This is a genomic window from Streptomyces sp. NPDC008150 (genome assembly GCF_042956945.1).
Lineage (GTDB): Bacteria > Actinomycetota > Actinomycetes > Streptomycetales > Streptomycetaceae > Streptomyces.
Map to the genome: position 1 here is coordinate 134,554 of NZ_JBIBHJ010000016.1, position 24,739 is coordinate 159,292.

A 24,739-nucleotide genomic window follows, 5' to 3' on the forward strand; every position below is an offset into this window, starting at 1 on the left:
GACGGCCGAATGACGGGCGGCGGCGCGGGGAAGACGCGCGTGTGAACGACCGGGGGTGACGGGAACGCGACGCCGCGCGCGGCGCGCCGCCGGTTCCGCCCCGCCGCCGTACGGCCGGAATCCACCCGTCCACCATCGGCTGACAAGCCGCACTGATACGCGACTTACGGTTCCGTAGGTACGATTCGCGCATGACTGCGTCCGCCCCCGACGCGCCCGAGGACACGCCGGTCACCGACCGTGGCGGTCCCGTCGCGCTCACGCTCCCGCAACCCCCCAAGCCTCATCTGCGCGGCTGGCTGCACCTCGGCATGTTCCCCGCCGTGCTGATCTCCGGTCTGGTGCTCACCGCTCTCGCCGACTCCTCGCGCGGCCGGCTCGCCTGCGGCATCTACGTCCTGACGGCGTGCCTGCTGTTCGGAGTGAGCGCCCTCTACCACCGGGGCAACTGGGGGCCGCGCATGGGCGGCCTGCTGCGCCGCCTCGACCACGCGAACATCTTCCTGATCATCGCCGGCACCTACACACCGCTGGCCATGCTGCTGCTGCCCGACGCCAAGAGCCAGTGGGTGCTCTGGGGCATCTGGGCGGCCGCGGCGGCGGGCATCGCCTTCCGCGTCTTCTGGGTCGGCGCCCCGCGCTGGCTCTACACCCCCTGCTACATCGCGATGGGCTGGGCGGCGGTCTTCTTCCTGCCGGACTTCATGCGGACGGGCGGCATCGCCGTCCTCGTCCTGGTCGTCGTCGGCGGACTGCTCTACAGCGCGGGCGGCGTGATCTACGGGATCAAGCGGCCCAACCCGTCACCGCGCTGGTTCGGCTTCCACGAGGTGTTCCACTCCCTCACCCTGGCGGCCTTCGTCGTGCACTACGTGGGCATCTCCCTGGTGGCCTACCAGCACGCCTGACCCACCGGGCGGCCCCGGCCCCCACTCCCCCTCCCCTCCGCTCCGGCACCCCTCCCGGTCACGGCCTTCCGCCGTGGCCGGTTTTTTCGTGCCCGGACACGCCCCCTCCCGACCTGACACCGACCCCTCATTGACAGCTACCACCTTTTGACAGTTACTCTCATTTCATGGTTACTGTCACTCAAGACGCCGGGATCCAGCGCGATCCCCGCCGCTGGTGGGCCCTCGGGGCCCTGGTCGCGAGCATGTTGGTGCTCGGCTTCGACATGACGATCCTCAACGTGGCCCTGCCGACGATGGCGGCCGAACTGGGCGCGAGCACGGGTCAACAGCAGTGGATGGCGGACATCTACATCGTCGTCTTCGCCGCGCTCATGCTCCCGGCGGGACTGCTCGGGGACCGCTTCGGCCGCCGCCGGGTGCTGATCAGCGGCCTCGGCGTCTTCCTCGCCGGGTCGCTGATCGGCACCCTGGCCGGGGACGTCACCTGGGTCGTCGTCGCCCGTGCCGTGATGGGCGTCGGCGCCGCGCTGGTGATGCCGCTGGCCATGTCCGTACTGCCGTCGCTGTTCGGCCCCTCGGAGCGGTCCAAGGCGGTCGGCATCATCTCGGCGGCGTCCGCGCTCGGCATGCCGCTCGGTCCGATCATCGGCGGCTGGCTGCTCAACCACTTCTGGTGGGGCTCGGTCTTCCTGATCAACATCCCGATGGTCGCGATCGGCGTCACCGCCTGCGTGCTGCTGCTGCCGGAGACCCGCGACCCCTCCTCGCCCCGGGTCGACGCGGTCTCCGCCGCGCTCACGGCGGGCGGTCTCGCCGCCCTCGTCTACGCGATCATCGAGGCGCCGGACCGCGGCTGGGGAGACCCGCTGGTGCTCGGCACGTTCGCCCTGGCGGTGGTGCTGCTGACCGCCCTCGTCCTGCGCGAGCGGCGGTTCACGCGGCCCATGCTCGACATGAGCCTGCTCACCCACCGCGGCTTCCTGCTCAACACCCTCGCGGCGACGCTGGTGACCTTCATCCTGTCCGGCCTGCTGTTCGTCCTGCCGCAGTACCTCCAGGCGGTCCTCGGCAACGACGCGCTGGGCACCGGTGTGCGGCTGCTGCCGATGATGGGCGGCCTGATACTCGCCGCCCGCACCGCGCAGCCGGTCGTCGCGCGCTTCGGCGCACGGGCCGTCATCGGCGCGGGTCTGGTCGTGCTCGCCTTCGCGGCCCTCCTCGGCAGCCGCACCACCGTGGACTCCGGCTACGGCTTCACCGCGCTGTGGCTGGCGATCGCCGGTGTCGGCTTCGGCTTCTCCATCGTCCCGTCGATGGACAACGCCCTCGCCGCCCTCCCCCGCGACCGGGCCGGCAGCGGCTCGGGACTGCTGATGACACTGCGCCAGGTCGGCTCCGCCGTCGGCATCGCCCTGCTCGGCAGCCTGCTGGCCACCGCCTTCCGGGACCGCCTCGACGTGGGCGGACTCGCCGCGCGGGCCGCGGACACGGCCGGTGAGTCGGTGGTCGCGGCCCACCTGGTCGCGGACCGGACCGGCTCGGCCCGCCTCGCCGCCTCGGCGAACGCGGCGTACGTGCACGGCATGGGTCTCGTCCTGCTGGTGTGCGGGATCGCCGCCCTCGTCACCGCGCTGCTGGTAGCGGCACTGCTGCCGAACGCCGCGGAGACGGCGGACGTGCGGACCGACGACGGGGCGGACGGCGGGGCGGGGAGTGCGGAAGGTGTCCCCCCGCGGACCCCGGGCGTGGCCCTTCCCCAGGTGGATGCCCGAGAATGACCCTCATGACGGCCGCACGCATCACACCCCCCGCCGACCACCCCCGCCCGGGGCTCCGGGAGCGGAAGAAGATCAAGACCCGCGAGGGCATCCGGGCCGCGATGTACGCGCTGGTCGAGGAGCAGGGGTACGACGCGACGACGATCGAGCAGATCGCCGAACGCGCCGAGGTGTCGCCGTCCACCGTCTTCCGGTACTTCCCGACCAAGGAGGACATCGTCCTCACGGACGAGTGGGACCCGGTCATGCTGGCGGAACTGCGGATGCGGCCCGCCGACGAGCCGTGGCCGGTGTCCATCCGGCACGTGGTCCGCGAGGCCATCGCCGTCGGCATCGACGAGGACCTCGCCGTCAGCAGGCTGCGGGCCAGGCTGACGGCCGAGGTGCCGGCGGTGCGCTCGCGGATGATGGAGTCCATGTCGGTGACCGGCCGCATGCTCTGCGGCGTGATCGCCGAACGCACCGGCGGCGACCCGCAGTCGCTGGAGGTGCGGGTGTACGCGATGGCGCTGGTCGGCGCCCTGATGGAGACCACCCTGTACTGGGCGGACCACGACCACGAGGACGACCTCAAGGAACTCGCCGAACGCGCCCTGGACGTCCTGGAGCGCGGCCTGCCCGCCGCCCCCGGCGCCCCCGGCGGGACGGCGGGCTGAGGGCGGGACGGGGGGCGGGACCCGGGCGGGCGCTGCCCCGTCCCGGGCGTGCGCCGCCCCGTCCCGCCCGGTCGCCCCGGCCGGCTCAGTCGCCGAGCGCCGCGCGGAGCCGTTCCGGGTCGGTCGTCGGGGCGTCGCAGGTGAAGTTCCGGCAGACGTACGCGGCCGGGGCGCCGTCCACCAGCGGCCGCCCGTCGAGCAGCGGGAACTCGTCGCCGCCGGGAACGCCGACGGCGACGACCGCGCCGGGCGCGGTGCCGAGCAGCGCGGTGCGGTGCAGGGTGCGGGTGGCGTCGTCGTCCAGGGACGGGCCGACGACGGCGACCTCGCGCGGCCCGTCGAGCAGCGCCTCGGCGACCGCCAGCCCCCACCCGACGAACCGCGGGACGCGCGGGCCGAGGGCCTTCACGACGCCCAACGCCCTTTCCGCGGCGGTGCGGTGGGGCTCGGCGCCGGTCTGCGCCGCGTAGCCGAGCAGTGCGCCCGCCGCGGCGGTCCAGCCGGACGGAGTGGCGTTGTCCGTGGGGTCCTGCGGCCGGCGGATCAGCCGCTCGGCGTCCACGGCGGTGTCGAAGAGGGCGCCCGACCCGTCGGTGAAGCGGGTCAGCACGTGGTCCAGGAGCAGCCCGGCGAACTCCAGCCAGACGCCCTCCCCGGTGACGGAGGCGAGGGCCAGGAATCCCTCGGCGACGTCCGCGTAGTCCTCCAGGACACCGGAGTTGGCGCCCGCGCGGCCGTCCCTGCTGGTGCGGGACAGGTGCGCGTGGTCGTCCAGGTGGACGCGGACGAGCAGGTCGGCGGCGCCGACGGCGGCCTCGACGAGATCGGGGCGGTCGAAGTAGGCGCCGGTCTCCGCGAGGGCCGCGACCGCGAGGCCGTTCCAAGCGGCGACGACCTTGTCGTCGCGGCCGGGCGCGGGGCGTCGGGTGCGCGCGGCACGCAGCCGGTGGGCGATGCCCGCGATGCGGTCGGCGTCGAACACCTCGTCCTGCACCGGGAGTTGGAGCACGGAGAAGCCCTCCTCGAAGGTGCCCTCCGCGGTGACGCCGTAGTAGCGGGCGGCCAGTTCGGCGTCGTCCTCGCCGAGGACCTCCGCGAGCTGCTCGGGCGACCAGACGTAGTACGCGCCCTCGACGTGCGCGCCGGTCCCGTCGTCGCTGTCGGCGTCGAGCGCGGAGGCGAACCCGCCCTCGAAGGTGCGCAGTTCGGTCACGAGGAAGTCGGCGGTCTCCAGCGCCACCCGCCGGGCGAGGTCCGATCCGGTGGCCCGCCACAGGTGGGCGTAGACGCGGCACAGCAGGGCGTTGTCGTACAACATCTTCTCGAAGTGCGGGACTTGCCAGTCCCGGTCGACCGAGTAGCGGGCGAAGCCGCCGCCGAGCTGGTCGTAGATGCCGCCGCGCGCCATGCGTTCGCAGGTGTCCGCCGCCATCTGGAGCGCGCCCTCGGCGCCGGTGCGGGCGTGGTGGCGCAGCAGGAACTCCAGCACCATGGACGGCGGGAACTTCGGCGCCCCACCGAATCCGCCGCGCTGCGCGTCGTAGTCGCGGGTCAACCCGAGCAGTGCCTGGGCGAGTTCACCCTCGCCGGGGGCCTCGCTGCCGTTGTGCGAGATCTCCCGCCCGGAGAGGTCCCGCACGATCTTCCCTGCCACGTCGGCGACCTCGTCGCGCCGCTCGGTCCAGGCGTGGCGCACCCCTTCGAGCACCTGCCGGAACCCGGGCATGCCGTGCCGGGGCTCGGGCGGGAAGTACGTACCGAAGTAGAAGGGCTCGGCGTCGGGCGTGAGGAACACGGTCATGGGCCACCCGCCCTGACCGGTGGCGGCCTGCACGGCCTCCATGTACACGGCGTCGACGTCGGGCCGTTCCTCGCGGTCGACCTTGACGCTCACGAAGTGCTCGTTGAGGTAGGCGGCGGTCTCCTCGTCCTCGAAGGACTCGTGCGCCATGACGTGGCACCAGTGGCATGCCGAGTATCCGACCGACAGCAGAACGGGTACGTCGCGCCGACGGGCCTCTTCGAACGCCTCCGGCGTCCAGGGCCACCAGTCGACCGGGTTGTCAGCGTGCTGAAGCAGATAAGGCGAGGTCACACCAGCCAACCGGTTCATACGGCCCAGCCTCTCACAGCGTCCACCGCGACCGGTGAGACACCGACGGGCCCGCTCGTCCGGATGTCACGTCTACCGTGCGGAGACCATCGACCTGACGCCCACTCGTCCGGAGCACGTGCTCCTCGTGGTCGAGGTCGTGTCGCCGGGGTCGGAGACCACCGACCGGATCGTGAAGGTGGACCAGTACGCCAAAGCGGGATCCCATCTGACGAACAGCCCGGACCGGGGTTGTCGCCTCTCGTCGGCTGAGCCGACAGGTCGCCCTTCAGGGACCCGTCCCAAGCACGTACCGGCACGGCGAAGGCGGGCGTTGCCCTCTCCCTCGTGGCCGCGCCGCCCTCACCGTCCCGTCCTCACCGCGCCGTCCTCACCGCGCCGCCCGGAACGCCGTTCCCGCCTCCGTCGGTGTCGTGCCGTTCGTGTAGAGGCCGCTGCTCGGGGCCGACGGGTCCGCGCCCAGGCCGAACCAGGCGTAGCGCTGGAGGTAGGGCAGCGCGTCGAGGGCCTTGGTGGAGGCCGTGACGAAGGCGGCCTGCTGGGACGGGGACGGGAAGCTCGTACCGTTCGAGAAGTCGATCAGGGCGTACTCGGTCAGCCAGATCGGCTTGCGGTAGCGGGCGTACACCGCCTTGACGTACGAGGTGAGCTGGTCCACCGCCTGCGGCGTGCGGAAGTCGCCGCCGTACCAGTGCAGGGTGATGAAGTCGACGCGCAGGCCCTTGGCCGCCGCTCCCGTCATGAACCGGTCGAGCCAGCCGCCGGCCCGGTCCGCGCCGAAGGCGACCGCCGGGCTGCCCACGATCTTGCCGGTGGCCGTCAACTTGGGCCACAGCGCGAGTGCTTGGTCGACGGTCATGTTCGACTGGGCCGCCATGTCGGGCTCGTTGAAGCCCAGCAGGTAGGGGCCGTTCGCACGGGCCTGCGCGAGGGCGCTGTCCGTGACGGACGCCGAGCCCCAGATCATCGGCACGAAGTCGGCGCCCGCCGGGGTCGTGATCCCCGGGTGCTGCGTCGACCACGTGTAGTACCAGCCGGCGCCCGACGACGCGAGGGCCTGGTTCACCCCGTCGAAGGACCAGACGCCGACTCCCTTGCGGGGGCCCTGGACAGCGGGGGCGGCGGGGGCCGCGGCCCGGCGGGTCGCCGTCGGCGTGGCCGCCGGCTTCTTGTGCGTGGCGCTCGGCGACGCGGACGCGGACGCCTTCGCCGACCGGGAGGGCGACGCGTCCGGCAAGGGCGCCGGGGACACCGAGGCCGGTGCCGCGACCGCCCGGCCGGGGGTGGTGACTCGCGCGGCGGGTTCCGACGGGCCGCCGGTCAGGTGCGCCGCGACCAGCGCGAGCACGGTCACGGCCGCCGCCGCCGTGCCCGCGAGCACGGACCGGGGCAGGACGCGCCCCGCACGCGACGCGCCCCGCCCCGCGCGGCGGGCGTGCGAGGCGCGTCCGCGCCCCGGGCCGCCGGTGTGCGCCGACGACGAGGTGCCCGGGTCGCCGGGCGCCGGGGCCCTGCCGGTCACGGCCGCGATGACCCGCGCCGGGTCGAGCGTCGGCGGCAGCGCGAGCAGGGGCAGGCCGCCGAGCAGCCGGTCCATCGGCAGCAGGCCCCGGTCGAGGCCGTCGCAGACCTCGCACCCGCGCACGTGCCGCGCGAACCGCTTGCGCCACAGGGGGCTCGGCACCCCGTCCCACGCGAGCGCGGTCTCCCCGAGCCCCTCGCAGCGCGGGGTCGCCTCCAGGGCGCGCACCACCACGCGCGAGGTCTCCATCTGCTTCTTCATGCGCTGCACCCGCACGGCCGCGTGCCGGTCGGACAGGCCGAGCGCGGCGGCGAGTTCGGCGCGGTCCAGTTCGCCGGTCTCCTCCAGCCACCACAGGGACAGCAGTTGCTGGTCGTCCTGGTCGAGCCAGCGGGTGGCCGCGGCGACCTCGCGGCGCTGCTCGGTGAGACCGAGGCGCAGGATCGTCAGTCCCGCGAAGTCGGGGCCGGGGTCGGGCAGCGCCTCCGCGTCCGCGAGGTCCGCGCTGCGGCCGTGGGCCGCGGCCCGCAGCCGTTCGCGGTCGCGCACCTGCCGGATCGTGATGGCCACCAGCCAGGACCTGAACGCGGCCGGGTCCCGCAGGCCGGGCAGCCCTCGCACCATGCGCAACAGGGTCTCCTGTACGACGTCGTCGACATCGGCGTGGCCGTTCAGGGCCCGGCCGACGATGTTGTAGACCAGCGGCAGGACCTGCGTCAGCAACTCGTCCAGGGCACGGCGGTCACCGGCCCGCGCGGCCGTCACCGTCCCGGCGCCTGGTCCACTCCGGTGGGTCTTGGGCATGGGGTCCGTTCCTCCGCGTGTGGGTCCTGCCGTGGCGTCTCCTCACGGTCCGCGGAACGGGCCGGGAGGACGTCTGCTGCATCGGAGACCGGGAGCACGGCGCCCGACAACACAAAAAGCGGGGCGCCTTGTCGCCGGGGTCTTTCGTCGGGCGACACGGACGCCTCGGGCGCGATGGGCGCCTCGCCTCGCCTCCCGTGCGGCCGGGGCCGCGCCGTCGTCCCGTCGTCCCGTCGACGAATTTGTGTTGTCGCGCCCGGCCCCGCCCGGTCTCCGGCACGACGCGAGTACGCGTGATCGGAGCACACAGGGTACGAGGAAGGCGCGAGGATGGCACGAAGCGGTCGGCACGCAACGAGGCCCGCACGACAACGCCGTTGGTACGCGGCCGGCGCGGCCCTGACCGTCCTCGTGACGGCCCTGGTCACCTACGTGGCGTGGCCGCCGTCCGGCGGCGGTGTGCCCGACCCCGCGGCGGACGGTGCGATCGGGACGCGGGTGTCCGCGGCCGCCTCCGCGCGGGACTCCGACCCCGCCTCCCCCTCCCCCACGGCGACCCGCACGCGGCGCGCCTCCGCCGGCGCCTCCCCCAGGCCGTCGGCGAGCAGGACCGGTTCGCCCCGGGCAGCCGCAACAGCCGCTCCCAGCACGGGCGTTGCCGGCGCACCGGCCGGGCAGCGCGTGATCACGATGGTCAACCACACCGCGCAGACCGTCTGGGCCGTCGCCACCGACACGGCCGCCTACCCGGCCGGGCGCAGGCTCGCCCCGGGGCAGTCCACCTCGGTGACCGTGGCGGGCAACTGGGGCGGCCGGATCTGGGGCCGCACCGGATGCGTCTCCTCGGCCGCCGGGACCTGCGCGGGCGGTGACTGCACCTCCGTGTGCGAGGGCGCCAACCCGCCCACGACACTTGGCGAGTTCAGCTTCGCCGCCTACGCCGGCCTGGACTTCTACGACGTGAGCATGGTCGACGGCTCCAACCTCCCGATGTTCGTCAACATCTCGCACACCACGACCACCGACCCGGTCGACGCGTCCGGCTGCTACCGCGGCACCTGCACCTCGGAGGTCGACTGCCCCGCTGCCATGCGGCAGTTGTCCGGCGGGCAGCCGATCGGCTGCAAACCGCCGTGCGCCGCGTTCGGGGGCGACACGTACTGCTGCCGGGGCGCGTGGGCCGGCCGCGAGAACTGCGTGCCGTCGAAGTGGCCGGTCGACTACACCCAGGTCTTCAAGAAGGCCGAACCGTACGCCTACTCCTACGCCTTCGACGACGCGGCGACCATGTCCTGCAAGGGTGCCTGCTACTACCGGGTGACCTTCGGGACGTCCTGACGGCCGTCCGCCGTCGCCCACCGGCCCCCTCCGCGCACCGGGCCCGTACGGAGGCCCCCCTTGATCCCAACGGGCCTCTCGCGCGGCGGCGTTGCACGAAGGACACTCATTAATCCCGGGCGGACGGCCCGGGACGGCGGGCCGCTGGAGGGGGACGTGCATGCGGGACGGGCATCGGGTGGAGGCCGAGGGGCTGTTGGCCCGCGCGGTGGAGGACGAGGTGCGCCGTTCGGGAGGGCGCCTCGACGGCAACGTCCTGCTGTCGCGGGGCCGCGGCACGTTGGAGACGATGGCGCAGGCCGCGGCCGGTGAGTACGCGGCCTACACCGAGGCGCTGGACGCGGCGCGTGCCGGCCGGCTCAGCTTCGCGCAGCGGTACGTGCGGGACGGCGCCGGCACCCCGCTGTGGGTCGCGGGTGCGGCGGCCGTGGCGGCGGTGGTCGCCGACGCGGCGCTGGGCACCGGGGTCGGGACGGCGTTCGGGGCGGGCGTGACCGTGGGGGTGGTGGGCGCGGCGGCGACGGTGGCGAAGGTCGCCGCGGCCCATCTGCCGGCGGCCCACCATCACGCGGGAGCGGCCGGACAGCCCGGCGGTGTCGAGCAGTTGAGGCTGCGGTGGCTGAGCGCGCTGGAGGTGCGCGGCATCCGCCCGTTCCTGGAGCAGCAGCGGGTGCTGGACGCGGCGGCCGGCCCGCGGCAGGGGGCACCCCGGCTGCGCGGTGCCGACAAGAGCGCGGCGGCCCGCAGGCGAACGGTGCTTGAGCAGTCCTTCGACCAACTCCCCATGTCCGACGGTCCGTTCGCGGGCCGTCGCCGGGAGGTGGCGCAGGTGCGGCAGTGGGTGCGCGCCGCGCGGGCGGACACCGAGACCCGGCCGACGGTCGTGGTGCTGCACGGCGCGCCCGGCTCGGGCCGTACGACGCTGGCGGTGCGGATCGCGCTGGACCTGCGGGACGAGTTCCGCGGTGCCGTCGTCGTGGACCTGCGGGGCGACAGCGCGGGCCTGCCCCCGCTGTCCACGCGCGACGCGCTGCTGCACCTGCTCAACCGGCTCGGGGCGCCGCGCGAGCAACTGCTGTTCCGGGAGCGGTCCTCGGCGGAGCAGCAGGTCAGGCGGCTGAGCGAGCTGTACCAACAGCACCTGACGGGGCTGTCGGTGGTGGTCGTGCTGGACGACGCGGCCGACCCCGAGCAGGTCCGCGCGCTGGTGCCCGAACGGTCCGACAGCCTCGTCCTGATCACCGCGCGCGAACCGCTGGGCCGGCCGGCCGGTCTCCCCGCCGACCTGCCCGCCCGGGTGCACCGGCTCCCCGTCGACGCCCTAGACGCGGCGGGCGCCGAGGAGCTCCTGAACGCCGTCGCCGAGGACGGCTCGGCCCCGTACGACGGTGAATCGGCCGAACGCACAAGGGAGTTGTGCGGCGGTCTGCCGCTCGCGCTGCGCGTGGCGGGGTCGTCGCTGGGCGAGCGGTCGTACGGACAGCTCGTCACCGACCTCGACGCGTACGGGCCGGTGGACCCGGTGGAGCGCGCGCTGTGGCTGCGCTACACCGACCAGCGCGACACCGCCCGGCGGCTGCTGCGCCGACTGGCCCTGGCCGGGCGGGCGTCCCTGGGGGCCGCCGCCGCGGCGGCACTGCTCGCCACCGACGAGACGGAGGCGGCCCGGCACCTGGCGGTGCTGTCGGCGGCCGGCCTGGTGGACCGGGTGCGGGGCCACCGCTACCGGCTGCACGACCTGGTCCGCGCCTTCGCGCACGCCCGCCTCCTCGACGAGGAGCAGCCGGCCGAACGCACGGCGGCGCAGGGTCGGTTGATCGTCAACTACGCCGAACTCGCGGATTCCGTACTGCGGTTGGTGGACGGCAACATGTCGACCCGCTCCGACCGGTTCGGACCGCACGGTTTCGCCTCGCTGGACGAGGCGCTGCGCTGGCTGGACGACGAGTCGAGCTTCATCACGGCGACCCTGCGCCAGGCGGAGAGCGTCCACCACGAGGCGGTGCTCAACCTGCTGGGCGCCCTGTGCGACTACTGCCTGCTGCGCGGCGACCTCTACCGCCTGGGCGAGATCAGCGAGTTGGCGACGTTGCGCGAGGGCGGCGACGTCGAGGACCCGCTGGTACGGTCGGTGCGCTGGCGCACCGGCATCGCGGCCCGCCAGCTCGGCGAACTGGACCGGGCGCGCACCACCCTGACGTCCGTCGTCGACCTGTACGTGTCGGCACGGCAGGACGCGGGGGCGGCCCGTGCGCTGGGTTCGCTGGGCATCACCCTGCACCACCAGGGCAACCTGACGGAGGCGTCGGCGAAGCTGCGGGAGGCGCTGCAACTCCAGGCGCCGCCGGAGCTGGCCACCGACCGGGCGTGGACGATGCACGCGCTCGCGGCCGTGGAGCGCGACCGGGGCAACCCCGTCGAGGCGCTGGACCTGCTGACCCGCTCGCTGGTCCTGCACCGCGAGGGCGGCTCGGTGCACGGCGAGGCGTGGGCGCACTTCCAGCTCGGCCAGCTCGCCCTGCGCATGGGCGACGTACCGCGGGCGGAGGCCGAACTGCGCGAGGCGCTCACCCGGTACGGACGCACCCGGGACGCGCGCGGCGAGGCGTGGGCGTTGACCCAGCTCTCCCGGGCGCGACTGGTGGCCGGCGACCCGGCCCCGGCGGTGGACGGCCTGCGGCGCGCGGCGCTGCGCCACCGGGAGAACGAGGACGTGCGCGGCGAGGCGTGGACGGTCTACTACCTCGGGCAGGCCCTGGAGGAGTCCGGCGACCTGGACCGGGCCGTGCGCGAACTGGAACGCTCCCGCACGATGTTCTCCCGCATCCGCGACGTCTACGGCCTGGCGTGCGCCCGTCACCACTCCGCGCGGGTGACCCGGGACCTGCGGGCGGCGCAGACGGGGTCGCTGCGCAACTCGGGGTTCGCGCGGCAGTTGCTGGTGGACGCCCGTGCCGACTTCCAGCGCATCGGCGTGGCGCACGGCGAGGCGTGGACCTGCCTGGAGCTGGCGGTGGTCGAGGCGGGCAACGGGCGCACCGGCCGGGCGGTGTCGCTGTGCGAGGACGCCGTCGCGCTGTTCACGTCGTACGGCGACCGGCGGGGTGAGGACTGGGCGCGCTTCCTGCGCTGCTCGCTGCTGCCGTACGCGGCGGCCGGCGGGGCGGAGGACGACACGGCCGCCGCCCTGGAGGAACTGGCCGGCCTGGCGCGCGCCGGGCACCCGGCCCGCGACGAGAAGCTGGAGGAGTGCCTGGAGGCGTACCGGCTGCTGCTGACCCGCGGGGTGCACCCGGAGTCGGGCTGGCAGGGCTGGCGGCTGGGCATGGTGCCCAACCGGCACGCCCGGGAGGTCATGGGCGTGGCGGTGCCGGCGGCACGGGGCCGCTAGGGCGGTGCCGGCGGGAGCGGCGCGGGACGCGGTCGCCCCGCGCAGACGTCACGGCACACGGGAACCGCCCGTCGGGTCGGGCGCCGCAGGGGCGCCGGTGCCCGCCGGGTGGTTCCCGTACCGGTCCGCGCGGCGGCGCGGTCAGTTCCGGCGGGCCCGGGGCTCGTCGGTGATCTCCGACGGGCGGCCCGCGGCGGCCTCCGGGTCGGGGGCCTCCTTGAACTCGACCTTCGCCATCCGGCGGTTCATGGACTTCATCAGGCCCCACAGGGCCAGGGCCATCACCGCGAAGACGATGAAGCCGAGGACACCGGGGGTGACCTTGTTCTCGTCGACCTCCGCGAGGAAGGTGAGATGCGTTGTTGCCAGGGTCGCGCTAGCGCTCATGTCAGGCATTGTCCCTCAGGGCTACCGGATGCCCGCAAAGAGGTCGTCCTCCGGCAGCGACGTGTCCACGCGGGACTTCGCGAGCTCGTACTCCTCGGTGGGCCAGACCTCCTTCTGGAGGTCCAGCGGCACCCGGAACCAGCCGCCGTCGGGGTCGATCTGCGTGGCGTGCGCGATGAGGGCCTTGTCGCGGATCTCGAAGAACTCCGCGCACGGCACGTGCGTGGTGAGCGTGCGCTCCTTGTGGCCCGACTTCTCCCAGCGCTCCAGCCACTCCTCATAGGGCGACTCCAGACCGCGGGCGAGCAGCGCCTTGTGCAGCGCCTCGGTGCGCGCCCGGTTGAAGCCCTGGTTGTAGTAGAGCTTCAGCGGCCGGTACGCGGGACCGAACTCCGCCTCGGGGTACTTCTCGGTGTCGTCCGCGTGCTCGAAGGCGACCATCGTGATCTTGTGGGTCATGATGTGGTCGGGGTGCGGATAGCCGCCGTTCTCGTCGTAGGTGGTGATCACCTGGGGACGGAACTCGCGGATCTGCTTGACCAGTTGGCCGGCCGCGTGGTCGACGTCCTCCAGCGCGAAGCAGCCCTCGGGCAGCGGCGGCAGCGGGTCGCCCTCGGGCAGGCCCGAGTCGACGAAGCCGAGCCACCACTGCTTGACGCCCAGGATCTCCCGGGCCTCGTCCATCTCCTTCTTGCGCACCTCGTGGATGTGCTCCTCGACGTACTTGTCGCCCTGGAGCTTCGGGTTGAGGATGGAGCCGCGCTCCCCGCCGGTGCAGGTCACCACCAGCACGTCCACCCCCTCGGACACGTACTTGGCCATGGTGGCCGCGCCCTTGCTCGACTCGTCGTCGGGGTGCGCGTGCACGGCCATCAGTCGCAGCTGGTCAGTCAAGACTCAATCCTCAAGTAAGTCGGCGCCCGGTGTGAACGGGTGCGTTGGGCGGCTTCTATAGTGACCGAATCGGAGGGCGAACAATTCCCGGGTCCGGATCCGGGGGCCCGCCCGCGGGACACGGTCCCGCCGCTGCCGGGAGGACGATCATGAGTACGGCGAGCACGCGGCTCCCCGAAGGGCGCTACGGGCGCCCCGCCGACGAGCGCTCGAACCGCGGTCTGCGGACGGCCGCGATCGTGTTCGGTGCCGCCCTGATCGCCCTCATGGGCTACTTCGCGTACCACTACGTGGGCCAGAACAAGATCAGCGCGCAGGTGGTGACCTTCCAGGCCGTGTCCGACACGACGGTCAAGGTGCACCTCGAGGTCCACAAGGACGCCGACGCCGGCGGGTACTGCACCCTGCGTTCGCAGTCCGCCGACGGTGCCGAGGTGGGCCGCGCCGACTTCCGGTTCGACGGGCACGCCACGTCCGTCGACAAGGTCCTCACGCTGCGCACGACCGCCCGGGGCACCACCGCCGAGCTGGTGGGCTGCCACGCCGGGTGAGACCGGCCGGAAAACGTCCATGCTGACCTGCTCGGACGTGATTCTGATGCCTTATGTCCTCCCCCTTGCGCCGCTGAATTGTTAGGCTCGTGGTTTCGCCCATCCGTGAAGGAACATTCTTCTGGGTAGGGCGATGCTTTGTATTCCCAGTACCTACGAGGAGCACCTGTGACCCAGACCAGTGAGAACGTCACCTGGCTGACCCAGGAGGCGTACAACCAGCTCAAGAGCGAGCTGGAGTACCTGTCTGGTCCCGCGCGCACCGAGATCGCTTCCAAGATCGCGGCCGCACGCGAGGAGGGCGACCTGCGCGAGAACGGCGGGTACCACGCTGCCAAGGAGGAGCAGGGCAAGCAGGAGCTCCGTGTGCGCCAGCTGACCCAGCTCCTGGAGAACGCGAAGGTCGGCGAGGCGCCGGCCGCGGACGGCGTGGTCGCTCCCGGCATGGTCGTGACGATCGCCTTCGACGGCGACGAGGACGACACCCTGACGTTCCTCCTCGCCTCCCGCGAGTACGCCAGCTCCGACGTGGAGACGTACTCGCCGCAGTCCCCGCTGGGCACCGGCGTGATCGGCCACAAGGTCGGCGACGACGTCGAGTACGAGCTGCCCAACGGCCGCAAGGCCGCCGTGCGGATCATCAAGGCCGAGCCCTACAACGGCTGATCCGCCGCCCCCCGCATCGCCCGACCGCACCCCGGCGCCCTCCGGCGCCGGGGTGCGGTGCGTCGCGCGGGCTTCGCCCGGCGCGCCGAGTGGTCAGGCAGTGGCCGAGCGGTACTTGCGCACGGCCAGGGTGCGGAAGACCACGATGATCAGCACCGACCAGATCAGCGACGCCCACACCGGGTGCTGCATGGGCCACGCGTCGGGAACCGGGTAGCCCGCCGGGAGGTTGCCGAAGAGCTGGCGGCAGGCCTGGACGGTGGCACTGAAGGGGTTCCAGTTCGCGATGGTCCGCAGGAACCACGGCATGTTCTCCGCCGGCACGAACGCGTTGGAGATGAACGTCAGCGGGAACAGCCAGATCAGGCCGCCGGAGGTGGCCGCCTCGGGGGTCCGCACGGACAGGCCGATCAGCGCGCCGATCCACGAGAACGCGTACCCCAGCAGGAGCAGCAGGCCGAACCCCGCCAGCACCTCGCCGAAGTTCTCGTGCGTGCGCCAGCCGATCAGGACCGCGACGACCGCGAGGACCACCAGCGTCAGGGCGGTCTGCACCAGGTCGGCGAGCGTGCGCCCGGTCAGGACCGCGCCGCGCGCCATGGGCAGCGACCGGAACCGGTCGATGAGGCCCTTGTGCATGTCGTCGGCGATCCCGGCCCCCGCGCCCGCGGTGGCGAACGTCACCGTCTGGGCGAAGATGCCGGCCATCAGGAACTCGCGGTACCCGGAGGCGCTCAGGCCCGCGCCCGGGACGCTGATGGAGCCGCCGAACACGTAGCTGAACAGCACGACGAACATGATCGGCTGGATGAGCCCGAAGAGGATCACCTCGGGGATCCGGGACATGCGGATCAGATTGCGCTGCGCGACGACCAGCGAGTCCCGGACGGAACGGGAGAGGGCGCCGCCGGTCTGCGCCTGGCGGGAGGCCGCGGCCTCGGTGACGGCACTCACTGGGAGGTCTCCTTCGTGTACGGGCGGTCCTGGTCGTCCCCGCGGCCGGGGGTGTCGTCCCCGGCGGGAGCGGAGGGGGCGGTCTCGTCGGACCCGGCGGCGGCGTCGGGGTTCTCGGTGTTGTCGGGGTTCTCGGTGTTCTCGGCGTCTTCGGCCACGTGACCGGTGAGAGAGAGGAAGACGTCGTCGAGGGTGGGGCGGCGCAGGCCGATGTCGTCGATCTCGATGCCGCGGCCGTCCAGTTCGCGGATGACCTCGGCCAGCAGCTTGGCGCCGCCGGACACCGGGACGGTGAGCCTGCGGGTGTGCTCGTCGACGGCGACGGTGCCCTTGCCGAAGCCGCGCAGGATCTCCGACGCGGGCGTGATGTGCTCCCGCTCGTGGACGACGACCTCGACGCGCTCGCCCCCGGTGCGGGCCTTGAGCTCGTCGGAGCTGCCGCGCGCGATGACCTTGCCGTGGTCGACGACGGCGATGTCGTGGGCCAGGTGGTCGGCCTCTTCGAGGTACTGCGTGGTCAGCAGCAGCGTCGTACCGCCCGAGACGAGGTCCTTGATGACCCCCCAGAGCTGCTGGCGGTTGCGCGGGTCCAGGCCGGTCGTCGGCTCGTCCATGAACATCACGGGCGGCGAGACGACGAGGGCCGCCGCGAGGTCGAGCCGGCGGCGCATGCCCCCGGAGTAGGTCTTGGCGGGCCGGTCCGCGGCCTCGGTGAGATGGAACTGTTCGAGCAGCTCGCCCGCCCGTTGCTTCGCCGCCCTGGACCTCATCTGGTAGAGCTTGCCGACCATTTGCAGGTTCTCGCGGCCGGTCAGGTACTCGTCGACGGCCGCGAACTGGCCGGAGAGACCGATGGACCGGCGTACCAGGTCGGGCTGCTTCACGACGTCGAGCCCGGCGACGACCGCCTTCCCGCTGTCCGGGCGCAGCAGCGTGGTCAGGCAGCGGACGGCGGTGGTCTTGCCCGCGCCGTTGGGCCCGAGCAGACCCAGCACGGTGCCCTCGGGGACGTCTAGGTCGACCCCGTCGAGAGCCCTGACGTCGCCGAACGTCTTCACCAGACCTTCGGCGTAGATGGCGCCTGGCATGTTCTCTCCCCGTCGTTTGCGGAATGCGGGTGCGCGGTGTCTGTCGTGGCGTGGCGTCCGTCGCGGATGCCACGCCGTTCCGACCGGCCGGGCGCACGGAATTCATCGGCGGGCACCGCACGACAAGCGTATTTTTGTGCTCCCCGTCACGCGCGCCGACCCAGCGAGACACACCATAACGCGATGTATCGCGTCTCACAACGGGGTTCCCCGAACGAGTGAAGCCCGCCGGGGCACGGATGCTGACCGGCGCGGGGAGGCCCCGCCACGGCTGCCCCGAGGCCGCGCGGCGCGGGCCCGGAAGGCGTGCCTGCCGTTCGCCGCGCGGCGCGCCCGCGGTCGTCAGCCGATGACCGCGTAGCCCGCCGCGCCGAGCGCCACGAGCAGTTCGGCACGGTGCTCGGGACCCTTGGTCTCCAGGTGGAGCTCCACCTCGGCCTCCGTGACGCCGAGCCGCGGATCGGTGCGCACGTGGCTCACGTCGACCACGTTGGCGTCGAGCCCCGACACCACCGCGAGCAGGTCCGCGAGGGCGCCGGGCCGGTCCGTCAGCCGCAGCCGCACCGCCAGGTAACGGCCCTGCGCGGCCATGCCGTGCCGCAGGATGCGCTGGAGCAGCAGCGGGTCGACGTTGCCGCCGGACAGCAGCGCGACGACCGGGCCCTCGAAGCCGCGCGGGTCGCTGAGCAGGGCCGCGACCGGGCTCGCCCCGGCCGGCTCGACCACCAGCTTCGCCCGTTCCAGGCAGAGCAGCAGCGCGGCGGACAGTTCGTCCTCGCTGACCGTGCGCACCTCGTCGACCAGCTCGCGGATGATCCCGAACGGCACGTCGCCGGGCCGGCCGACCTTGATGCCGTCGGCCATCGTCGCCGGGCCGTCCACCGACACCGGCCGGCCCGCCTCCAGCGAGGGCGGGTACGCCGCCGCGCCCGCCGCCTGCACCCCCACGATCCGCACGTCGGGCCGCAGCGCCTTCACGGCGACCGCGATACCGGCCGCCAGGCCGCCGCCCCCGATGCCGACGACGATGGTGCGCACCTCGGGGCACTGTTCGAGGATCTCCAGGCCCACCGTGCCCTGCCCCGCGATGATGTCGGGGTGGTCGAAGGGGTGGATGAAGACCGCGCCGGTGGCGGTCGCGTACTCCTGGGCGGCGGCGAGCGTCTCGTCGACGACCTCGCCCTCCAGGCGGACCTCGGCGCCGTAGTGCCGGGTCGCGCTGATCTTCGGCAGCGGCGCGCCGTGCGGCATGAACACCGTCGACCGCACCCCGAGCAGGGAGGACGCCAGGGCCACGCCCTGCGCGTGGTTGCCGGCGCTCGCCGCGACGACTCCGGCGGCGCGCTCCTCCGGCGGCAGGTCGGCTATCCGCACGTAGGCGCCGCGCAGCTTGAACGAGCCGGTCCGCTGGAGGTTCTCGCACTTGAGGTGGACGGGCGCCCCCACCAGGCCGGACAGGTACCGGCTGCCCTCCAGTGCGGTCGTGCGGGCCACGCCCGACAGCATCTTCTGGGCGCCGCGCACGTCGTCGAGGGAGACCGGCGCGAAAGGACCTGCCGTGCTGTAGCTCATGAACCAAGTCTCGCAGTTCACCGCGGCCCCCTCGCGCCGTGCTCACCCTGCGAGACCGGTTCGTGCAGCGCCGGTACGGCCCGCGCCCCGGCCGCGTACCCTGTCCCCCAATCAGCAGCCCCTTCATGAATTGAGCTCCCGGCCATGCCCACAACACCAGAAATGTCGATGGACATGACGACTGCCGGCGACCCCGGTCTTCTCGACACCCTCCAGCACGAGGTGGCGGTGTTCGCCCGTCGTGCCGAACAGACGCGGCTCGGCGGGGTCGGGCAGGTCCGCAACTCCATGGACCGTGCCGCGTACCTGCTGCTCAACCGCCTGGACACCGAAGGCCCGATGGGCGTCAAGGCGCTCGCCGCGAGCATGGGCATCGACTCGTCCACGGTCACCCGGCAGGTCGCGCCGCTGGTCGACACCGGCCTGGTCAAGCGGACCTCGCACCCCGAGGACGGCCGTGCGGTGGTGCTCCAGCTCTCGCCGCGCGGGGCGGCCCGGCTCCAGGAGGTGCGCTCGTCCCGGCGCCGGCTGATGGCCGAGCTGACCGGCGACTGGTCTCCCGAGGAGCGCGAGGCGTTCTGCACGCTCCTCAGCCGCTTCAACGGCGCGCTCTCCGCGCGCCAGGCGAACGCGGGACAGGGCGTCGGCGTGCCGGCCACCGGCGCGGACGACGGCACGGACGCGCCGCCGGCCTCCTGAACAGGGCAACTGTCTTTCCCTGCCCGGCCGTTGGACACGATCTCGGGCAGGCGGCGCACCGCGGGACCGGCTCCTCCGAGGTGGGGCCGGTCCCGCGCGCGGTGCGCCCGCCCGCATCCGGCGCCGCGACCGCGGGCCACCGCCTCTTGACCCCGGGCCCGCGCTGAACTCAGATGAGAACAGGCCCTCTTGGCGTACGTCGGTGACCGCGGTGACGGTGCTCCCGTGCGTGCGACCGGGCACCGTACACCTCGGTGTCGCCCGGGGCGGGAGGCGCGATGCGACGACGACGTGCGGACCAGGAGGCCCGCAGGTCCCGGGAGTTCGAGTGGTTCGTGGCGGGCGCCGGCGGACGGCTGCTGCACGCCTGCACGCTGCTCACCGCCGAGGCGCCCGACGACAACCCGCGCGCGCGGCGCCTGTTGACGACCGCGCTCGCCCACACGTACGCGTCCTGGGACCGGCTGCGGGGCGAGGATCCCTACGACCACGCGCGCCAGTACCTGGCCGCCCGCTTCGCCCACGGGACCTGGCACGCCCGGCTCGGCCGCTCCCGCTCGCGGCGCGAGGGCCCGCTCGCCGCGCTCGGACCGCAGGAGCGCCTGGTCCTGGTACTGCGGCTGTACGAGGGCTTCGCCGAGGAGCAGACGGCCGCCCTGCTGGGCCTGCCCGCGGAACGCGTCCGCCTGGTCTGCGACCGCGCGACGACGGCACTCCTGCACCCACCGCGGCAGGGCGCACCGGTGGTGGGCGGGACGACGAAGGTGGTGGCACCGTGAGCGGACGGACGACGACGGCCACGCCGTACGCGCGCGGGGGGCCCGCCCGGCCGGTACGCGCGTACGTGGTGCCCCGTGGGTGCCGGGGGCGGTGCGCGTGAACCGGGCCCAACGGGAGTCCGCCGTACGGCAGATCATGGAGCAGGACCCGCCGCACGTACCGCCCGACCTCCGCGAGCGGGCGGAGCGCCGGGGCCGCCGGACGCTGCGGCGCCGGGCCCGCGCACGGCGCGCGCTGTGGGTGCTGCTGTGCGGGGCCGCCCTGGCGTTCACCGTGTGGGCGGTGCTGGCGCACCCGTGGGCGGAGCCGCCGTCCGAGACGACTCCGCCGCTGAACCACTGGTGAGGAGCCCGGCCGTCCGGGCACCCCGGTAACCGGCCTAGCCGAGCGCGTTCTTGAGGTCCTCGAGCAGGTCGTCGACGTTCTCGATGCCGACGGACAGGCGCACCAGGTCCGCGGGGACCTCCAGCGCCGAACCCGCGGCGGACGCGTGCGTCATGCGCCCGGGGTGCTCGATCAGCGACTCGACGCCGCCCAGCGACTCGCCCAGGGTGAACACCTCGGTGCGGTTGCACACCTCGACGGCCGCCTCCTCGCCGCCCTCGACCTGGAACGAGATCATGCCGCCGAAGTCGCGCATCTGCTTGGCGGCGACCTCGTGCCCGGGGTGGTCGGGCAGGCCCGGGTACAGCACGCGCGTCACGCGCGCGTGGCGGGTGAGCATGTCGGCGACCTTGGCGGCGTTCTCGCTGTGCCGGTCCATGCGCACGGAGAGCGTCTTGGCGCCGCGCAGCACCAGCCAGGAGTCGAACGGGCCGGCCACCGCGCCCATCGCGTTCTGGTGGTAGGCGAGCTCCTCGCCGAGCTGCTCGTCGGCCACCACCAGGGCGCCGCCGACGACGTCGGAGTGGCCGCCCATGTACTTGGTCAGGGAGTGCACGACGACGTCCGCGCCGAGCGCGAGCGGCTGCTGGAGGTAGGGGGTGGCGAAGGTGTTGTCGACGACCAGGCGGGCGCCGCCGTCCCGGGCGATCTGCGCGACGGCCGCGATGTCCGTGATGCCGAGCAGCGGGTTGGACGGGGTCTCCACCCAGACGGCCTTGGTGCGCGGGGTGAGCGCGGCGCGCACCGCCGCCGGGTCGGAGGTGTCCGCGACGGACCACTCGACGCCCCAGCGCGAGACGACCTTGGCGAACAGCCGGAAGGTGCCGCCGTACGCGTCGTTGGGGATGACCACGTGGTCGCCGGGCGCGAGCAGCGTGCGCAACAGGCAGTCCTCGGCCGCCAGTCCGGACGCGAACGCCAGACCGCGCCGCCCGCCCTCCAGCGCCGCGAGGTTCTCCTCCAGCGCGGTCCTGGTCGGGTTGGCGCTGCGGCTGTACTCGTAGCCGCCGCGCAGTCCTCCGACGCCGTCCTGCTTGTACGTGGAGACCTGGTAGATCGGCGGGACGACCGCGCCGGTGAGGGGATCCGCGGTGTTGCCCGCGTGGATCGCCAGGGTCTCGAAGTGCTGACTGATGTGCCTGTCACTCATGCGGACAGAGCGTACAGAGCGCGGGCGGGCCCGCGGAGCGGGCGTCGGCCCGCGGGGGCCGAAAACGGCCCCGGAGGCGGCGGCCGGATCCGGGGCCGCGCGCCACCGCGGCGGTACGCGGGTCCGGTACGCGCGTACGCACCGGACCCGCGCACGCGCCGGGGAACCTCGCGTACGTACTAGTCGGCGGCGTTCATGCCGAAGTACGGGTGGCCGTCCGCGTCCACGCCCACGGAGGACGCGAAGATCTCGCGGCTCCCGGTGGCGGTGATCTTCGTACCGTTCGACGGCAGGTAGAAGACCGCGCCGTTGGTGTTCTCGTCGCAGTCGCCGACCGTGAGGTCGGCCCGGCCGTCGCCCGTGACGTCGGTCAGCTTGATCTCGCAGCCGAACAGGTCGTTCGACTCGTTGGTGTCGGGCACCCCGGCCGTGTCCTGGTCGAAGTACTGGGCGCCGCTGCTGGTGTCGATGCCGCTCGCCGAGCCGTACAGGACGGTGACCGCGCCGGTGTCCTTCGCGGTGCCCAGGTCCTCGCCCCACGAACCGACGGCCAGGTCGGCGTAGCCGTCGCCGTTGACGTCACCCAGCGACAGCTCGCTGCCGAACCCGTCGCCGGTCTCGGAGCCGCCCGGGACGTTGCCGGTGTTCTGCGAGATGGCGGTGGTGCCCGCGGGGCCCGAGGAGGAGCCGTAGCGGATCGTCACCTTGCCGCCGGTGACCGCGCCGGGCACGCCCGTCGACGGGTCCCACGACATGCCGGTGACGATGTCGCCCCTGCCGTCCTTGTTGACGTCGGCGATGCCGGTGATGACACCGGGCGCGAGCTTCACGGCGGCCGCCGCGTTCAGTCCGGAGGCGGTCCCCGGGATGAAGTAGTTCGCGTTCCACTGCTGGGCCGTCTTCGGGTCGTAGCCGTCCACCACCAGGTCGGTGCGGTGGTCGCCGGTGACGTCGCCCGCCGTGAGGCTGAGCGGGCCGCTGCCGCCGCCCGCCACGATCGGCGCCTTGACGGTGCCCCTGGCGACGGCGACGCCCTTGCGGCTGATGCCCTTCTTGAACACCCAGACGGAAGCGGCGTCCGCGCCGACGGCGAGGTCGTCCTTGCCGTCACCGTCGAAGTCGCCTGCGGCGACGGCCTGCCCCCACTGGCGGTTGGCGGCCGACGACGGGTCGGCGAGCGTCGTGCCGCCCGTCAGCCCGCCCGGGGAGCCCCACAGCAGGGTCACCATGCCGGCGCGCGCGTGTCCGCCCACCGACTTCCACGGGGCGGTCACGGCGAGGTCGTCGTAGCCGTCGTCGTCGAAGTCGCCGACCGCGCTGAGGGCGCCGAACTCGTCACCCGTGCCGGGGGTTCCGGCGACGGCGGCGGTGTTGTAGTTGATCGTCTTGCGGTTCACGCCGTTGATGCCGGTCGCGGAGCCGTACATGACGACGAGGTTCCCGGCGTACTTGTGACCGGCGACGGTGGACGTGGGGGCCGAGTAGGCCACGTCGCCGATGCCGTCGCCGTTGAAGTCGGCGACGGGGTGCGTGACCGCGTCGGCCGCGGCGGCCGGCGCGGTCGCCGCGAGGGTCAGCAGACCGCCGGTGAGCGCGGCGGCCGTGGCCGTCGCGAGGGCGGTACGGAGATGCTGGTGCATGGAGTTCTCTGCTCCTGCGTCCTACGGGGACCCGCCCTCGGGGCGGATCCCGGTCCATGTGACCCTCCGTCCGGCGCGAACCGGTCGCGGTCGCGTCTGGCGGTACGGACGGCGGGCGATGGTGAGACAGGCGGGACACAGGCATGGTTGTACGCGGCCCGCGATGTTTCCCGACCTCTTTTTTGCGCCCGCGACCAGGGAGAACACCGGGTGAACGGGGCGGGAACGAGCGGTCGCGGGGCGGGGTTTTCCACAGGGCCCGGGGGTGGGGTTGGCCAATTGTCGGGCCGGTCTGGTTCGCTTGGAGCATGCAGATTCTCTGGGTCCTGATGGCGCTGGTCATGATCGGCTTCGTGGCGACGTCGTTGCTGCGCCGCAGCCGCGGCGGCATTCGGCTCGTCTCGCCGGGCGACCCCGACGCCGCGGACCCGGAGAACTACGGCTTCCTGCGCGAGGAGGAACAGGACGTCCGCCTGCCCGGCCCCGACCAGGATCTGCTGGACGTCCTCGACGTCGTGCAGCGCACCCAGGACTACCGCGCGGCGTCCCAGCTGCTCGCCGGCACCGGCATCTCCGACGAACTGCGCTGGCAGCGCGTGCAGGCCTTCGCGGGTGCCGCGGCGCTGGAACTCCAGCAGCGGCCCGGCGGGGTGAGCGAGACGCCGGGCGGACAGTGGCTGCGGGTGTGGCGGGCGGAGGCGCCGAAGGACGCGGGCGGCGCGGCCGTGCATGCCGAGTTCCTGGTGCAGCAGGCGTGGCGCACGTCGGCGCCGGGCACCGACGAGTTCCGCATCATCATGGAGGAGGCGCGGGAGACGTGCGGCCGGGCCGCGCTGCTGTCCCCCGGCGACCCCGTCCCGTACATCGTGGAGCTGGCGGTGGCCAGGGGCCTCGCCTACCCGCAGGCCGACTTCGAACAGCTCTGGCTGAAGATCCTGGACCGCGCGCCCGCGCACATGGGCGCGCACCTGGCCGCGCTGCACTACTGGTGCGAGAAGTGGCACGGTTCCCGCGAGGTGGCGACGGCGTTCGCCGAGGCGGCGGCCGCCCGCGCGCCGCACGGATCCCTGCTGGCGGCGATGCCGCTGTTCTCGGTCTTCGAGCACCTGCCCGAGGTGAACCTGGTCCGCGGTTTCCACCAGAGCGAGACCGTCACGCGCGCGGTGCACGGCGCGCTCTTCGCCGTGCGGTCGGCCCGCCCGGACGACCCGATGCTCCCGCACGTCCGGCACCTTCTGGTCTTCTTCCTCGTGCGCGGCGAGCGCTGGGCCGAGGCGATGGACCAGATCACCCACGTCGACGGTCACGTGGGCGCTCTGCCCTGGACCCTCTCCGCCGATCCGGCGGCGGAGTTCGCCGTCTACCGGGCGCTGGCGGTGGCCGGTTACGAGGCCAACGGCGGCAACCCGGCGTCGCTGCCGCACTGACGCCGCCCCGGCCGGCCGCCGGGAGGCCGGTGAT

Annotated in this window: 20 protein-coding genes and 1 pseudogene; 12 read left to right on the plus strand and 9 right to left on the minus strand. The window is 73.3% G+C overall.

The features are described from left to right. The first annotated feature begins 191 nt into the window (after positions 1 to 191). From ACFZA0_RS31945 to ACFZA0_RS31955, 3 genes are all read left to right on the plus strand, one after another. Positions 192 to 908 (plus strand): hemolysin III family protein, encoded by a 717-nt coding sequence (locus tag ACFZA0_RS31945; protein WP_391023427.1) that lies wholly within the window; start codon positions 192 to 194, stop codon positions 906 to 908. Between the two features lie 167 nt (positions 909 to 1,075). Then, a complete protein-coding gene (locus ACFZA0_RS31950; protein WP_391023430.1) occupies positions 1,076 to 2,689 on the plus strand; it encodes a DHA2 family efflux MFS transporter permease subunit in 1,614 nt (537 codons plus the stop codon). Continuing rightward, the gene (locus ACFZA0_RS31955; RefSeq protein ID WP_391023432.1) at positions 2,686 to 3,345 is read left to right on the plus strand and encodes a TetR family transcriptional regulator; all 660 of its coding nucleotides are present in this window, start codon (positions 2,686 to 2,688) and stop codon (positions 3,343 to 3,345) included. Before ACFZA0_RS31950 ends, ACFZA0_RS31955 begins: the two co-directional genes overlap by 4 nt. Before the next feature lie 85 nt (positions 3,346 to 3,430). Here ACFZA0_RS31955 and ACFZA0_RS31960 read toward each other — a convergent pair whose 3' ends face one another. Next, a complete protein-coding gene (locus tag ACFZA0_RS31960) occupies positions 3,431 to 5,458 on the minus strand; it encodes a DUF255 domain-containing protein (RefSeq protein WP_391023434.1) in 2,028 nt (675 codons plus the stop codon). A gap of 70 nt (positions 5,459 to 5,528) precedes the next feature. Between ACFZA0_RS31960 and ACFZA0_RS31965 the strand changes: the two are divergent. Continuing rightward, positions 5,529 to 5,660 (plus strand): annotated as a pseudogene (locus ACFZA0_RS31965) (Uma2 family endonuclease); the annotation flags it as partial. Between the two features lie 168 nt (positions 5,661 to 5,828). Here ACFZA0_RS31965 and ACFZA0_RS31970 read toward each other — a convergent pair. Further along, positions 5,829 to 7,784: a sigma-70 family RNA polymerase sigma factor gene (locus ACFZA0_RS31970; RefSeq protein WP_391023436.1), complete on the minus strand. Its 1,956-nt coding sequence runs from the start codon at positions 7,782 to 7,784 to the stop codon at positions 5,829 to 5,831. Between the two features lie 330 nt (positions 7,785 to 8,114). On the opposite strand from ACFZA0_RS31970, the gene ACFZA0_RS31975 reads away from it, so the two are divergent. Both ACFZA0_RS31975 and ACFZA0_RS31980 read left to right on the plus strand, forming a co-directional pair. After that, positions 8,115 to 9,122 carry a thaumatin family protein gene (locus tag ACFZA0_RS31975; RefSeq protein WP_391023438.1) on the plus strand — a complete coding sequence of 336 codons (1,008 nt, stop codon included), beginning with the start codon at positions 8,115 to 8,117 and terminating at the stop codon, positions 9,120 to 9,122. A gap of 160 nt (positions 9,123 to 9,282) precedes the next feature. Continuing rightward, positions 9,283 to 12,513, plus strand: coding sequence for a tetratricopeptide repeat protein (locus tag ACFZA0_RS31980; protein WP_391023440.1), 3,231 nt, complete (start codon positions 9,283 to 9,285; stop codon positions 12,511 to 12,513). Positions 12,514 to 12,654: 141 nt separating this feature from the next. Here the strand turns inward: ACFZA0_RS31980 and ACFZA0_RS31985 are convergent, their stop codons facing one another. Further along, positions 12,655 to 12,909 (minus strand): hypothetical protein, encoded by a 255-nt coding sequence (locus ACFZA0_RS31985; protein WP_391023442.1) that lies wholly within the window; start codon positions 12,907 to 12,909, stop codon positions 12,655 to 12,657. 12 nt (positions 12,910 to 12,921) lie between these two features. Then, positions 12,922 to 13,773, minus strand: a complete 852-nt coding sequence (gene mca / locus ACFZA0_RS31990) for a mycothiol conjugate amidase Mca (protein ID WP_391023508.1) — start codon at positions 13,771 to 13,773, stop codon at positions 12,922 to 12,924. A gap of 170 nt (positions 13,774 to 13,943) precedes the next feature. Here mca and ACFZA0_RS31995 point away from each other — a divergent pair, with 170 nt between their 5' ends. After that, positions 13,944 to 14,345 (plus strand): DUF4307 domain-containing protein, encoded by a 402-nt coding sequence (locus tag ACFZA0_RS31995; protein WP_391023444.1) that lies wholly within the window; start codon positions 13,944 to 13,946, stop codon positions 14,343 to 14,345. 168 nt (positions 14,346 to 14,513) lie between these two features. Next, entirely contained in the window at positions 14,514 to 15,011 is a 498-nt protein-coding gene (gene greA, locus ACFZA0_RS32000; RefSeq protein ID WP_391023446.1) for a transcription elongation factor GreA, read from the plus strand. Between the two features lie 93 nt (positions 15,012 to 15,104). Here greA and ACFZA0_RS32005 read toward each other — a convergent pair whose 3' ends face one another. The 3 genes from ACFZA0_RS32005 to ilvA all read right to left on the minus strand — a co-directional run bounded on the left by ACFZA0_RS32005 (position 15,105) and on the right by ilvA (position 18,625). Further along, positions 15,105 to 15,965 (minus strand): ABC transporter permease, encoded by an 861-nt coding sequence (locus ACFZA0_RS32005; protein ID WP_391023448.1) that lies wholly within the window; start codon positions 15,963 to 15,965, stop codon positions 15,105 to 15,107. Further along, positions 15,962 to 17,053: an ATP-binding cassette domain-containing protein gene (locus ACFZA0_RS32010; RefSeq protein WP_391023450.1), complete on the minus strand. Its 1,092-nt coding sequence runs from the start codon at positions 17,051 to 17,053 to the stop codon at positions 15,962 to 15,964. The genes ACFZA0_RS32005 and ACFZA0_RS32010 overlap by 4 nt, the downstream gene beginning before the upstream one ends. Before the next feature lie 342 nt (positions 17,054 to 17,395). Then, positions 17,396 to 18,625 (minus strand): threonine ammonia-lyase, encoded by a 1,230-nt coding sequence (gene ilvA, locus ACFZA0_RS32015; RefSeq protein WP_391023452.1) that lies wholly within the window; start codon positions 18,623 to 18,625, stop codon positions 17,396 to 17,398. A 168-nt stretch (positions 18,626 to 18,793) separates the two neighbouring features. Here ilvA and ACFZA0_RS32020 point away from each other — a divergent pair, with 168 nt between their 5' ends. The 3 genes from ACFZA0_RS32020 to ACFZA0_RS32030 all read left to right on the plus strand — a co-directional run bounded on the left by ACFZA0_RS32020 (position 18,794) and on the right by ACFZA0_RS32030 (position 20,449). Continuing rightward, complete coding sequence (locus tag ACFZA0_RS32020; protein ID WP_391023453.1) at positions 18,794 to 19,324, plus strand: MarR family transcriptional regulator; 531 nt, start codon at positions 18,794 to 18,796, stop codon at positions 19,322 to 19,324. Positions 19,325 to 19,602: 278 nt separating this feature from the next. Continuing rightward, a complete protein-coding gene (locus ACFZA0_RS32025) occupies positions 19,603 to 20,103 on the plus strand; it encodes a sigma factor-like helix-turn-helix DNA-binding protein (protein ID WP_391023454.1) in 501 nt (166 codons plus the stop codon). A gap of 97 nt (positions 20,104 to 20,200) precedes the next feature. After that, positions 20,201 to 20,449 carry a hypothetical protein gene (locus ACFZA0_RS32030; protein ID WP_391023456.1) on the plus strand — a complete coding sequence of 83 codons (249 nt, stop codon included), beginning with the start codon at positions 20,201 to 20,203 and terminating at the stop codon, positions 20,447 to 20,449. A gap of 34 nt (positions 20,450 to 20,483) precedes the next feature. Here the strand turns inward: ACFZA0_RS32030 and ACFZA0_RS32035 are convergent, their stop codons facing one another. Next, positions 20,484 to 21,638: a cystathionine gamma-synthase gene (locus ACFZA0_RS32035; RefSeq protein WP_391023457.1), complete on the minus strand. Its 1,155-nt coding sequence runs from the start codon at positions 21,636 to 21,638 to the stop codon at positions 20,484 to 20,486. 179 nt (positions 21,639 to 21,817) lie between these two features. Continuing rightward, positions 21,818 to 23,278, minus strand: a complete 1,461-nt coding sequence (locus ACFZA0_RS32040) for an FG-GAP-like repeat-containing protein (protein ID WP_391023459.1) — start codon at positions 23,276 to 23,278, stop codon at positions 21,818 to 21,820. A gap of 308 nt (positions 23,279 to 23,586) precedes the next feature. Here ACFZA0_RS32040 and ACFZA0_RS32045 point away from each other — a divergent pair, with 308 nt between their 5' ends. Further along, positions 23,587 to 24,705: a hypothetical protein gene (locus ACFZA0_RS32045; protein ID WP_391023461.1), complete on the plus strand. Its 1,119-nt coding sequence runs from the start codon at positions 23,587 to 23,589 to the stop codon at positions 24,703 to 24,705. Positions 24,706 to 24,739: the final 34 nt, after the last annotated feature.

Excerpts from the sequence above, each read along its gene's own strand:
- ACFZA0_RS31945 (WP_391023427.1), top strand. The coding sequence starts at position 192 with ATGACTGCGTCCGCCCCCGACGCGCCCGAGGACACGCCGGTCACCGAC.
- ACFZA0_RS31950 (WP_391023430.1), top strand. The coding sequence starts at position 1,076 with ATGGTTACTGTCACTCAAGACGCCGGGATCCAGCGCGATCCCCGCCGC.
- ACFZA0_RS31955 (WP_391023432.1), top strand. The coding sequence starts at position 2,686 with ATGACCCTCATGACGGCCGCACGCATCACACCCCCCGCCGACCACCCC.
- ACFZA0_RS31960 (WP_391023434.1), bottom strand. The coding sequence starts at position 5,458 with ATGAACCGGTTGGCTGGTGTGACCTCGCCTTATCTGCTTCAGCACGCT.
- ACFZA0_RS31970 (WP_391023436.1), bottom strand. The coding sequence starts at position 7,784 with ATGCCCAAGACCCACCGGAGTGGACCAGGCGCCGGGACGGTGACGGCC.
- ACFZA0_RS31975 (WP_391023438.1), top strand. The coding sequence starts at position 8,115 with ATGGCACGAAGCGGTCGGCACGCAACGAGGCCCGCACGACAACGCCGT.
- ACFZA0_RS31980 (WP_391023440.1), top strand. The coding sequence starts at position 9,283 with ATGCGGGACGGGCATCGGGTGGAGGCCGAGGGGCTGTTGGCCCGCGCG.
- ACFZA0_RS31985 (WP_391023442.1), bottom strand. The coding sequence starts at position 12,909 with ATGCCTGACATGAGCGCTAGCGCGACCCTGGCAACAACGCATCTCACC.
- mca (WP_391023508.1), bottom strand. The coding sequence starts at position 13,773 with ATGGCCGTGCACGCGCACCCCGACGACGAGTCGAGCAAGGGCGCGGCC.
- ACFZA0_RS31995 (WP_391023444.1), top strand. The coding sequence starts at position 13,944 with ATGAGTACGGCGAGCACGCGGCTCCCCGAAGGGCGCTACGGGCGCCCC.
- ACFZA0_RS32010 (WP_391023450.1), bottom strand. The coding sequence starts at position 17,053 with ATGCCAGGCGCCATCTACGCCGAAGGTCTGGTGAAGACGTTCGGCGAC.
- ilvA (WP_391023452.1), bottom strand. The coding sequence starts at position 18,625 with ATGAGCTACAGCACGGCAGGTCCTTTCGCGCCGGTCTCCCTCGACGAC.
- ACFZA0_RS32020 (WP_391023453.1), top strand. The coding sequence starts at position 18,794 with ATGGACATGACGACTGCCGGCGACCCCGGTCTTCTCGACACCCTCCAG.
- ACFZA0_RS32025 (WP_391023454.1), top strand. The coding sequence starts at position 19,603 with ATGCGACGACGACGTGCGGACCAGGAGGCCCGCAGGTCCCGGGAGTTC.
- ACFZA0_RS32035 (WP_391023457.1), bottom strand. The coding sequence starts at position 21,638 with ATGAGTGACAGGCACATCAGTCAGCACTTCGAGACCCTGGCGATCCAC.
- ACFZA0_RS32040 (WP_391023459.1), bottom strand. The coding sequence starts at position 23,278 with ATGCACCAGCATCTCCGTACCGCCCTCGCGACGGCCACGGCCGCCGCG.
- ACFZA0_RS32045 (WP_391023461.1), top strand. The coding sequence starts at position 23,587 with ATGCAGATTCTCTGGGTCCTGATGGCGCTGGTCATGATCGGCTTCGTG.